The organism is Lentzea aerocolonigenes, assembly GCF_000955955.1.
Taxonomy (GTDB): domain Bacteria; phylum Actinomycetota; class Actinomycetes; order Mycobacteriales; family Pseudonocardiaceae; genus Lentzea; species Lentzea aerocolonigenes_A.
This window is the reverse complement of the sequence record NZ_JYJG01000540.1, coordinates 1-10,961: the sequence shown is the minus strand read 5'-3', so window position 1 is coordinate 10,961 and position 10,961 is coordinate 1. Positions and strand designations below refer to the sequence as shown.

The following is a 10,961-nucleotide window of genomic DNA, read 5'->3' as shown; positions in this document are numbered from 1 at the left end:
GGCAAAAGCCAAGACGCCTCGGCTGCGCCATCGGTACTGCTCGCCTTCGGCATCGCTTAGGGCCGCCGCCTTCGGCGTCGGGGGTTTTGGCGTCTGCAAGTACTACCAACTCTTGATCGGAAAGCCTGTAACTACCGCCAACTGGGGTGGGTGTGGTTATTGGCCGTTTTCCAGGTTTTTGCAGGTGGGTGGGGGCAGCGGGTTCAGGGGGCTGCACGGCCAACCCGAAGGCTGTTGTGGCGGGGTGGTGGTGGCCGCTGGTGGGGGCGGCGGGGCCGGGTTCGTCACGGCTGGGGGTGGGGTGGTGGTTTTCTTCGGAGTGGCTTGTGTGCTCGGGGGCGAGCTGTCGGGGCTCGACGACGGGGCGCTCTCGGAGGTCGAGGACCCTGTTGAGCTGGATGACGGGTTCGGGGTGGAGGTGATCCAGCTGGAGGCGGGAGGTCTGTTCGGCGGGGCTTCTTCTGCCACGCCGTGGATCGCCATGCCCACTAGAACGCCTAGCAACGCGGACCCGAGCACGGCGGAGCCACCTGCGGCCCACAGTGCGCGCACAGCAGTCCTCCTTCGAGATGCTCACGGGATGGAGTCGGGCGATCACGCTCCTGGCACAGTACCGGCTGGGCCGGTCGCAGGAGAACGCTCACCTGCTTGCCTTATCGGCTCCTTGATGGCCCCGGTTGAGTGATCGCTGTCACTGATCTGTGATCCGGGCGAGTACCAGACTGGCCCCGGAAAGGCCTGCCACCAGCACGGTTCCGGTCAGGTGCCACGTTGGAGCGTCACCCGTGCAGGTGAACACATCGGTGAAGCGTTCTGAGGAGCAGGTGACGAACGGGACGGAGCTGAGGGCGATGGAGGCCGCTGCCACGCCGCCCAGAAGTGCGGAGCCGAAGGTGCGCATCAACGGGAAGGCGGCATTGGCCGTGCCCACGGCGGCTATGGCGAAGAGGAGGGGGACGGGCTTGGGGAAGAGGCCTGTCAGCGCGCAGCCGACCATCAGGACACCGAGCACGGCCTGGCCGATCCTCGCCTGCGTCGCCACGGAGAGGACCCTAACAACTCCGTAAGCTCTTTTTGGACCGGTTCGGGCCAGTATTTTCGGTATGCCGCAACGTCGAATTCTGGTTCCTGTCGCAGTCGTGCTGGTTGTTGCGCTCGGGGTCGGGTTGTACCTGTTCCAGCCGTGGCGGCTTCTGACGGTTCGCGAAACGCATGAAGCGCTGCTCGTGCCCGCCTCGACGACTGCGTCCATGCCCACTCACACGCCCACTCAGGTGCCGGAATCGCCCAAGGAGGTTGCGGTAGGCGAGTGGCGCTCACTTGAGCACGCGACGACCGGTAAGGCGAGCCTCATCAAACTGCCGAACAACGCGTACTCGGTGCAGTTCGCTGCGTTGGACACGAGTGATGGTCCTGACCTGCACGTTTATCTCTCGCCGCACGCGTCGGACTCGCCGGAGAAAACGTTTGGTCAGGGATTCACGAGTCTCGGCAAGTTGAAGGGAAATCGTGGCGACCAGGTGTACGAAATTCCTGCCGGCGTGGACGTGTCCGCCATTCGGAGTGTCGTGATCTGGTGTCAGCGGTTCTCGGCGGGGTTCGCGGTAGCACCGTTGGAACAAGTATGAAACATCAACCAGGGCTTGCTCTGTTCACACTATTGACTTTCCTGGTCTAGACCACATAGCGTCAACAACAGGACACAACATCGTCCCTTGCCGATGGGCGTGCGGAAGCCCCATTGGCGAGGAGTACGGCTCACTGGGTGGGCCCTCGACCGGCGGTGACGCGACTCCAACTCCCCCCGGAGCCGCGTCACCGCCGGTGGCGTTTTAGTGTTGTTCGTGCACACCCGGACCGTGGCGATCCACTACGTGCGCGCGGCACTGCGCGCGTGCCCGTCGCCGTCCGAGGTCCTGGCGGGAGCCGGGATTCCGCCCAGCCTGCTCGCGGACGACCGGGCGCGGGTCACGCCCGCTCAGTACACGAAGCTCATTCAGACGCTCTGGGAAGTGCTCGACGACGAGTTCATGGGCTTCGGGCCGCGTCCGTCGAAACGCGGCACGTTCGCGATGATGTGCCTGCTGGCGGTGCACTGCCCGGACCTCGAGTCGGCGTTGAGGCGGGGGCTCGCGTTCTACGCGCTGTTCGACGAGCCGCTGGACCTGTCGCTCAACGCGGGGCGCTTCGAGCTGCACGTGCCCGGCGACCCCGACCACTTTCTGACGGAGTCGCTGCTGGTGCTGTGGCACCGCTTCTCGTCGTGGCTCATCGGGCGGCGCATTCCGCTGCAGGAGGCCGGGTTCGCCTATCCGGAACCGGTGCACGCCGCCGAGTACCACCTGATCTTCGGGTGCCCGCTGACTTTCGGCGCGCCGGCCACGGCGATCTCGTTCGACCCGAAGTTCCTGCGCATGCCGGTGGTGCAGGACGAGGCGGCGTTGCGGAGGTTCCTGCGGCACTCGCCGGCGGAGTTGTTGTCGCGCCGGGACCACGGGGCTGACACGGCGGGGCACGTGCGGCGGCTGCTCGGGCGCGGGATGAGCGGACTGGACGCCGTGGCGGCGCAGCTCGGGGTGTCGGCGCCGACGTTGAGACGGCGGCTGGCCGCTGAGGGGACGTCGTTTCGCGAGGTGCGCGAGCAGTTGTTGCGCGACCAGGCGGTGGCCTCGCTGGTGCGGGGCGGGGAGTCGGTGGAGGAGTTGGCGCTGCGCCTCGGGTTCTCCGAGGCGAGCGCCTTCCACCGGGCTTTCAAGCGGTGGACCGGGTCGTCGCCCGGTTCCTACCGGGCCTGAGTCACCAGTCCCAGGCGTCGCCGACGTCCGATGCCTGGATGGAATCGGCCTGGGGCAGGAGCGTGTCGATGGAGGCCGGGCCGGCCAGGGCCAGCATCGCGGCGGCAGCGGACACGATCGCGGTGAACATCTTCTTCATGCGACAGAGCTTGCGGCCGTCCGGTGGACGGCCGCAAGGGCTCCAAAACCTCCCAAAAGGTCAGAACTGGTCGCGGTCCTGCAGCGAGGCCGGCGGGCGGAACCGCTCCCCGTAGGTGTCCGCGAGGTAGTCCGCGCGCTCCACGAACGCCTGGACGCCGTAGGAGTTGATGAACTGCAACGTGCCACCGCTCCACGGCGCGAACCCGAACCCGAAGATCGAGCCGATGTTCGCGTCGGCCACGGACGTCAGCACGCCCTCGTCCAGGCACCGCACGGTTTCCAGCGACTGCACGAACAGCAGCCGGTCCCGCACGTCCTGCTCGGACACGCCGGCGTCGGCCTTGACGTACCGAGTCGTGAGCTCGGGCCACAGGAACTTCTTCGAGCCGTCCGAGGGGTACTCGTAGAAACCGGCACCCGTGGACTTCCCGCTGCGCCCCAAGCCGACCATCTCGCGGATCAGGTCGTAGGCCGTGCTCTCCGACACCAGCGAAGGATCATCGGCCAGCGTCTGGTCGTGGATCTTCAGCTGCAGCGACAGCGTCACCTCGTCCGACACGGCCAGCGGGCCGACCGCCATGCCGGCCTTCTTCGCGACGTTCTCGATCAACGCCGGCGCGACGCCCTCGGACAGCATCGTGATCGCCTCGATCACGTACGTCGCGAACGTGCGCGAGGTGTAGAAGCCGCGCGAGTCGTTGACCACGATGGGCGTCTTGCCGATCTGCCGCACGTAGTCCAGCGCCCGCTGCAACGTCTCCTGGGACGTCTGCTCGCCGCGGATGATCTCGACGAGCCGCATCTTCGGCACCGGCGAGAAGAAGTGCAGGCCGATGAACCGCTCGGCGTCCGGCACCGCCGCGGCGAGCCCGGTGATCGGCAGCGTCGAGGTGTTCGACGCGATCACGGCGTCGGGCAACGCCTGTGCTTCCGCGGCACCGAGAACCTTGTTCTTCAGCTCGCGGTTCTCGAACACCGCCTCGATGATCAGGTCGCAGCCGGCCAGATCCTCGTCGGAGTCGGTCGGCTTGACGCCTTCCAGGCCCCCAGCACCCTTCTCGGCCGCTTCGAGCGTGACGTCCTTCAGGACGACCTCGATACCGGCCTTCGCGGACACCTCGGCGATTCCAGCGCCCATCATGCCCGCGCCCAGCACGCCGAGCTTGGCCACGCGCTTGCCTGACGACGACGCGCGGCCGTTGACCTCGTTGAGGTTGAACCAGAACGCCGTGATCATGTTCTTGGAAACCTGACCTGAGGCCAGTTCCACGAAGTAGCGGCCCTCGATCTTCAGCGCCGTGTCGAAGTCGACGTAGGCGCCCTCGACCGCCGCCGCCATGATCTTCTCCGGCGCCGGGTACGCGCCGTGGGACTTCTTGCGCAGCACGGCTGGCGCCGCACCGAGCAACCCGTAGCTGTTGGGGTCACCGAACTTCAGGTCCGGCACACCCGCGCCCTGGACGTCCCACGGCTGCGTCGGCGCCGGGTTGGCGAGGATCCACGCACGGGCCTCGGAGATCAGCTCCTCGCGCGTTTCCACGACCTGGTGCACGATGCCGGCCTGCAGCGCGCGTTCCGGACGCAGCTGCTTGCCCTCCATGAGCAACGGCAACGCCTTCTGCACGCCGAGCAGCCGCACCATGCGCGTCACGCCACCGCCACCGGGCAGCAGGCCCAGCGTGGCTTCCGGCAGGCCGACGCGGATGCTGTTGTCGTTCAACACGATCCGGCGGTGCGAAGCCAGCGCGATCTCGAACCCGCCGCCGAGCGCCGAACCGTTGATCGCGGCGACCACGGGCTTGCCGAGCTTCTCTAGGCGCCGCAGCTGGGACTTGAGCTCCTCGACACCTTCCAGCGCCTGTGAGGCGTTCTCCGGCGTGATCGCGATCAGCACGTTCAGATCGCCGCCCGCGAAGAACGTCTTCTTGGCGGACGTGATGATCACACCGGTGATCTCGTCGCCTTCGAGCTTCGAGACCGCGTCACCCATCAGGTTCCGGTACTCGTCGTTCATCACGTTGGCGGAGCCGGACATGTCCATCGTCAGGGTGACGATGCCGTCGGAGTCCTTGTCGTAGTGGAAAGGCATCTCTCAGACCCTCTCGATGATCGTCGCGATACCCATGCCGCCACCCACGCACAACGTGGCGAGGCCACGCCGCAGGTCCCGGCGCTCCAGCTCGTCCAGCAGCGTGCTCAGGATCATGCAGCCGGTCGCGCCGAGCGGGTGGCCGAGTGCGATCGCGCCGCCGTTGACGTTGACCTTGTCCTCGGAGATGCCCATGTCCCGCACGAACTTCAGCACCACGGACGAGAACGCCTCGTTGACCTCGAACAGGTCGATGTCCTCCACCGAGAGCCCGGCCTTGTCCAACGCCTTGCGCGCGGACGGAGCCGGTCCGGTCAGCATGATCGTCGGCTCAGTGCCCACCACCGCAACGGAAACGATCCGTGCTCGTGGCGTGAGGCCGAGCGTCTTACCTGCCGCCGCGGAGCCGATCAGCATCGCCGCGGCGCCGTCGACGATCTGCGACGAGTTGCCCGGCGTGTGCACGTGGTTGATGCGCTCGACGGTGGGGTACCGGTCGATGGCCACCGTGTCGTAGCCGAGGTCGCCGTGGAACTGGAAGCTGGGCTTCAACCGGCCCAGCGACTCCACAGTGGACTCCGGCCGGATCGTCTCGTCCTCCTTCAGCACCACGGTGCCGTTCTGGTCGACGACCGGCACCACGGACCGTTCGAAGAAGCCGTTCTTCTGCGCCTCGAACGCAAGCGCGTGCGAACGGGCCGCCCACGCGTCGACGTCCGTGCGCGAGAAGCCTTCCAGCGTCGCGATCAGGTCGGCCGACACGCCCTGCGGCACGAACGACAGGTCGAAGTTCGTCCCGGGGTCGATCGCCCACGCGCCGCCGTCGGACCCCATCGGCACGCGCGACATCGACTCGACGCCACCCGCGACCACCAGGTCCTCGAACCCGGACGCGACCTTCGCGGCCGCCAGGTTCACCGACTCCAGGCCGGACGCGCAGAACCGGTTGAGCTGCACACCCGCCGGCCGCTGGTCCCATCCCGCGGCCAGCACCGCGGTGCGGGCGATGTCGCCGCCCTGCTCGCCGAGCGGTGACACCACGCCGAACACGACGTCGTCCACCGCGGAGGTGTCGAGGGAGTTGCGTTCGGACAGCGCGCGCAGCACACCGGCGGCCAGCGCGACGGGCTTGACGCTGTGCAGCGACCCGCGCTTCCCCTTGCCGCGCGGCGTGCGTACCGCGTCGAAGATCAAGGCTTCGCTCATGGCACCCACGCTAAGCCCGCTCAGTGGAGCTGGCCATGACCGTGAAGGGTGACCGATTAGCTCACCCGGAACTCCATGTGCTCCGGCTCGTCGGAGTCGACGAACCCGAGCCGCTTGTAGAGCCGCCGGGCAGGCAGGTTGTCGTCGTAAACGCGCAGCCGCACCAGCTTCCAGCCCTGCTTCGCTGCCCACGCCAGCACGGCGTTGACCAGCGCTTCTCCGACGCCACGGCCACGGTGAGAGGCGCGCACCCACATCGAGTACAGGTACAGCCCGCTCGGCTTGCCGTAGGCACCGACCAGGCCGACCGGGCCGGGGGCGAGTGCGACGAGCTTCAGTCCCTGCTCGACGGACTCCCGCCAGTCGTCCTCCGTGTACGCCTGCTCGCGGGCCAGCGTCGACCCGAACCCGTCGGGGTCCGCGCCGAGCGCCTCCAGCCGGACGTCCCGCCAGAGTTCCCAGTCGTCCGGCGCGACCTGGTGGATCTGCATACCGAGAAGTCTGTCTCATGAGGGTGGGAATTTCGCTCAGGTTTTCGTGGCCCGGACAGGCGCGGCGGTCATGGCGTGGATTACTGCCGGGTGGTTTCGTGGCACGCATGGCAGAGCGTCGATCGCGGTGGATGGACAGCGACCTGGACCAGTTGCGCCAGCTCGCCCGCACGTTCATGGAGAAGGAGGTCGCGCCGCACCAGGAACGCTTCGCCGAGCAGAAGCAGGTCGACCGCGACCTGTGGCGCCGCGCCGGAGAGGTCGGCCTGCTGTGCTTGAGCATCCCCGAGGAGTACGGGGGCGGCGGCGGCACGTTCGCACACGAGGCCGTGCTGCTCGAGGAACAGGCACGCGCCGGTGACAGCGCCTGGGGCAACAGCGTCCACAGCGGGATCGTCGCCCACTACCTCAACTCCTACGGCTCGGAAGAGCAGAAGCAGCGCTGGCTGCCCAAGCTCGCGTCCGGCGAGTACGTCGGCGCGATCGCCATGACCGAACCCGGCGCGGGCTCCGACCTGCAGGGCATCCGGACGAAGGCTGTGCGTGAGGGCGACGAGTACGTCATCAACGGCTCGAAGACGTTCATCACGAACGGCGTGCACGCCGACCTGGTGATCGTGGTGGCCAAGACCGACCCGGCCCGAGGTGCCCAGGGCATCTCGCTGATCGTCGTGGAGAACGACATCCGGCGTGGCCGCGTGCTCGACAAGGTCGGCATGAAGGGGCAGGACACCGCGGAGCTGTTCTTCGACGACGTCCGCGTGCCCGCCGCGAACTTGCTGGGCGGCCAGGAGGGGCTCGGGTTCGTCCAGCTCATGCAGCAGCTGCCGCAGGAACGCCTGATCATCGGCGTCTGCTCGGTCGCGGGCATCGAGGCCGCCGTCGACGTGACGCTGAAGTACGTGAAGGAGCGCACGGCGTTCGGCAAGGAGCTGATGAAGTTCCAGAACACCCGGTTCAAGCTCGCCGAGTGCGCCACCGAGGCGGCCGTGACCAGGGCGTTCGTCGACGAGTGCATCGAGAAGCACCTGCGCGGTGAGCTGGACGTGCCGACCGCGGCGATGGCGAAGTGGTGGGCCAGCGACCGGCTGGGCAAGGTCGTCGACGAGTGCGTGCAGCTGTTCGGCGGCTACGGCTACATGAACGAGTACCCGATCGCGCGTGCCTGGTCCGACGCCCGCGTCCAGCGGATCTTCGGCGGCACGAACGAGATCATGAAGGAAATCATCGCGAGGTCCCTGTGACGGGCCCACTGGCAGGACTGCGCGTCGTCGAGCTGGCCGGGTTGGCGCCCGCGCCGTTCGGCTGCATGGTGCTCGCCGACCTGGGCGCGGACGTGGTCCAGGTGCACAAGCCGGGCAGCCACTCGACCGTCCCCGGTGACTTCCTGGGCCGCAACCGGCGCTCGGTCGCGATCGACACCCGCAAGCCGGAGGGCGCTGAGCTCGTGCTCAGGCTCGTCGAACAGTCAGATGTGCTGGTGGAGGGCTTCCGGCCGGGCGTGACCGAGCGGCTGGGCATCGGTCCGGCGCAGTGCCTCGCCCGCAACCCGCGCCTTATATATGGACGCATGACCGGCTGGGGTCAGGACGGGCCCCTGTCGGACCGGGCCGGGCACGACATCAACTACATCGCCGTCGCGGGTGCGCTGGAGCCGCTCGGACGGGCCGGCGGGCCGCCGTCGTTCCCGATCAACCTGCTCGGCGACTTCGGCGGGGGAGGTCTGCTGCTGGCCGTCGGCGTGCTCGCGGCACTGTACGAACGGGAGCGCTCCGGGCGAGGCCAAGTCGTGGATGCCGCGATGGTCGACGGAGCGGCGTTGCTGACGACGTTCCTGCACGGGATGCGCAGCGCGGGCATGTGGCAGGGCGGCCGTGGCGAGAACATGCTCGACGGCGGCGTGCCGTTCTACGACGTCTACGAGGCCGCGGACGGGAAGTACGTGGCCATCGGTGCGCTGGAGGAGAAGTTCTACGCCGACCTCGTGCGCGTGCTGGGCCTGGAGGACGCACCTACGCGGAACGACCCGGCGAACTGGCCTGAGCTGCGAGAACGCATCGCGGCGGCGGTGAAGAGCCGGCCTCGGGACGAGTGGGCTGACCTCGCGCGGGACACGGATGCGTGCCTGGCGCCGGTGCTGACGCCCTCGGAGGCGACGCGGCACCCGGTCAACGAGGCTAGGGCGACGTTCGTGGACGTCTCCGGGTCTCCGCACCCGGCTCCGGCTCCGCGGTTCGACCGGACTCCGACGTCGGTTCCGACCCCTCCCGTTTCGGTCGGGGTGAACACCGCGGAAGTGCTTGCCGACATGGGTGTGGCGGATGCCCAAATTATGGAACTGCGTCGGGCAGGAGTTATTGGATGAATGCTCGCGTGCGTATTAATGAAGACACGATGGGGTGACAGAGCGTGATGCCGACACGTCGGCATCCGGGTGAGTCCGGGTGAGGCTCAGTGCAACAGTGTCTGGTCCAAGCTGTGGGATGCGAGGGAGTCCGTGTTCACCTCGTGCCCAGGACATCGGCGCTGCTGAAGCCCCTCTTTAGCCGCCATTCGGGTGACATTCCCCGTCGCGCAGGCGTGCGTCGCTGGTAGATCCTGGAGGCAGATCGGTGTGGTCGTTGTTCATCAGCCGGGTGAATGAGGGACCATGTCGGGTGACACGGGCGGACTGCCGCCTGGACCAGTGAGCGAGATGGACGGAGAGGTACCTGTGAACCTCAAGAAGGTGCTAGTGCTGGCGGGCGTCGCGCTGGTGCTGTTCCTCCTGATCACCCAGCCCGAGCAGTCCGCTGCCGCGGTCCAGCAGGTGCTCGGCTGGCTGCGTCAGGGCGCGGAGTCGATCATCACCTTCATCAGGAGCCTCTTCGGGACGGCGACCCCCGTCGCCTAGTGACTCTCGGTGAGACACGACCGTTCGGGTTGAGCCGGATGGGTGGAATGCGGCCAATCACGCACTGGTAACGGGTGTTCTGGGGATTCAGGGTCTGGCGATTGTCAGACCTACCGAATACCTTCCGCTGCAATGGCCGATCCCCGACCGACGAGGAGGCACATATGGTCGAGGACTCCGGGGTCCACGAGCTGTTGCAGCAGTGGGCGGCTGAACGGTCTGATGACGCAGAGATGCAGGAGGTGAACCGGATCAAGAACGCTTGGCTCGCTGAGGCGCCCCCCTCGGCGCCAGGCATCCCCGTACAGCGGGGAGGCAGGGGCGGGTCGTCGCGTGGCTTGGTCAAGGTCGACTCGGCGGATCCGGCCTACGTGGCCGCGATGCGCAAGCGGGCGCCGGAGGCACCCGAGGCGTTGCTCGCTGCCGCAGCGAGCTACTGGCAGCTGGTTGGCGATGTCGCCGAAGCCGAGCAGTGGTGGGACGCGGGCATCAGCCCGTTGGACCAGCGCGCGCTCGACTACCGCGCGGCGGGCCTGACTCCTGCCGACCTCGGACGGCGCTTGGGTCCGATGACGGTTCTCCAGCACCTTCGCCGCGGTTCTGCCGCAGCCTGGTGTGTCGCACGTCTGCAGAGGCAGCGCCGGGACGGCGTGGCGTAGAACGAAGAATTGGGAGAGGTGTGCTCGCGGAACGCGCTCGCGGGAGTTCGTTCTACGGTGCCTTGTGGGGGCCGAGCCCCCACACCAGCCCCCGGACCCCCAACCGGGTCGGCCTCCTTCTGGGAGGCCCCACCCAAGTAGTGTGGAGGCCGTGCGCGGCCTCCTTACTCCCCAGCGAGTGTTGATCGGGTTTGCCTGTGTGGTGGCCCTGATCGCCTGTTGCGGGCTCGCGTACTGGCAGTGGCAGCGCTTCGAGTCCGCCAGCGGCACGTTCCAGAACCTCGGTTACGTGCTCCAGTGGCCGCTCTTCGGCCTCTTCCCGGCTTTCATGGTGTGGCGTTTCCGCCGTTTGGCGCGCCAGCGTCGTGACGAGCCTCTCGATGCACCAGAGCCGGTTGCACCCGCCGCGAAGCCGGTGACTACCGTTGACGCCGTCAAACCCGCGCCTGTCGAGCACTTCGACGATCCTGAAGACGCGGAGCTCGCGGCCTACAACCGCATGCTCGCGGACCTCAACGCGCGGGACGGTCGTTGAGCGAAGGCGGGCAGATGAAGGGTGCGTTGACCCGGTTCCGGGTCATGGCTTACGTGGTCGGTGTCTTCCTGCTGCTCCTGTGCGTGGCCATGGTGCTCAAGTACGCCGCGGACATGGGCCAGTTCATGAAGGTCGTCGGCCCGATCCACGGC

General features: G+C 67.5%; 13 protein-coding genes. 8 read left to right on the top strand and 5 right to left on the bottom strand.

All coding sequences use genetic code 11. The features are described 5' to 3' along the window. Window positions 1–691 precede the first annotated feature (691 nt). Window positions 692–1,042, bottom strand: a complete 351-nt coding sequence (locus tag UK23_RS46140) for a hypothetical protein (protein WP_045318197.1) — start codon at window positions 1,040–1,042, stop codon at window positions 692–694. 61 nt (window positions 1,043–1,103) lie between these two features. Between UK23_RS46140 and UK23_RS46135 the strand changes: the two genes are divergently transcribed. Then, a complete protein-coding gene (locus UK23_RS46135; RefSeq protein ID WP_045318196.1) occupies window positions 1,104–1,628 on the top strand; it encodes a DM13 domain-containing protein in 525 nt (174 codons plus the stop codon). Window positions 1,629–1,844: 216 nt separating this feature from the next. Continuing rightward, window positions 1,845–2,795, top strand: a complete 951-nt coding sequence (locus UK23_RS46130) for an AraC family transcriptional regulator (protein ID WP_045318202.1) — start codon at window positions 1,845–1,847, stop codon at window positions 2,793–2,795. A 1-nt stretch (window position 2,796) separates the two neighbouring features. On the opposite strand, the gene UK23_RS52375 is transcribed toward UK23_RS46130, so the two are convergent. From UK23_RS52375 to UK23_RS46115, 4 genes are read right to left on the bottom strand one after another with little or no spacing between them, the layout of a single operon-like run. Next, window positions 2,797–2,934 carry a hypothetical protein gene (locus UK23_RS52375; protein ID WP_156213880.1) on the bottom strand — a complete coding sequence of 46 codons (138 nt, stop codon included), beginning with the start codon at window positions 2,932–2,934 and terminating at the stop codon, window positions 2,797–2,799. Between the two features lie 60 nt (window positions 2,935–2,994). Then, a complete protein-coding gene (locus UK23_RS46125) occupies window positions 2,995–5,025 on the bottom strand; it encodes a 3-hydroxyacyl-CoA dehydrogenase NAD-binding domain-containing protein (protein ID WP_045318195.1) in 2,031 nt (676 codons plus the stop codon). Between the two features lie 3 nt (window positions 5,026–5,028). Continuing rightward, window positions 5,029–6,231: an acetyl-CoA C-acetyltransferase gene (locus UK23_RS46120; protein WP_045318194.1), complete on the bottom strand. Its 1,203-nt coding sequence runs from the start codon at window positions 6,229–6,231 to the stop codon at window positions 5,029–5,031. A 56-nt stretch (window positions 6,232–6,287) separates the two neighbouring features. Beyond that, entirely contained in the window at window positions 6,288–6,722 is a 435-nt protein-coding gene (locus UK23_RS46115) for a GNAT family N-acetyltransferase (RefSeq protein ID WP_045318193.1), read from the bottom strand. A gap of 107 nt (window positions 6,723–6,829) precedes the next feature. Between UK23_RS46115 and UK23_RS46110 the strand changes: the two genes are divergently transcribed. The 6 genes from UK23_RS46110 to UK23_RS51080 all read left to right on the top strand — a co-directional run. Next, on the top strand, window positions 6,830–7,966 hold the full coding sequence (locus UK23_RS46110; protein ID WP_045318192.1) for an acyl-CoA dehydrogenase family protein: 1,137 nt from the start codon (window positions 6,830–6,832) through the stop codon (window positions 7,964–7,966). Continuing rightward, a complete protein-coding gene (locus UK23_RS46105; protein WP_045318191.1) occupies window positions 7,963–9,087 on the top strand; it encodes a CaiB/BaiF CoA transferase family protein in 1,125 nt (374 codons plus the stop codon). The genes UK23_RS46110 and UK23_RS46105 overlap by 4 nt, the downstream gene beginning before the upstream one ends. Before the next feature lie 348 nt (window positions 9,088–9,435). Further along, window positions 9,436–9,615: a hypothetical protein gene (locus UK23_RS46100; RefSeq protein WP_419503933.1), complete on the top strand. Its 180-nt coding sequence runs from the start codon at window positions 9,436–9,438 to the stop codon at window positions 9,613–9,615. A gap of 164 nt (window positions 9,616–9,779) precedes the next feature. Then, window positions 9,780–10,274 carry a hypothetical protein gene (locus UK23_RS46095; protein ID WP_045318190.1) on the top strand — a complete coding sequence of 165 codons (495 nt, stop codon included), beginning with the start codon at window positions 9,780–9,782 and terminating at the stop codon, window positions 10,272–10,274. A 199-nt stretch (window positions 10,275–10,473) separates the two neighbouring features. Then, on the top strand, window positions 10,474–10,809 hold the full coding sequence (locus UK23_RS46090; protein ID WP_330770655.1) for a hypothetical protein: 336 nt from the start codon (window positions 10,474–10,476) through the stop codon (window positions 10,807–10,809). Between the two features lie 14 nt (window positions 10,810–10,823). Beyond that, window positions 10,824–10,961: DUF3817 domain-containing protein (locus tag UK23_RS51080; protein ID WP_045318199.1), on the top strand; the 138-nt coding region annotated here is incomplete at its 3' end.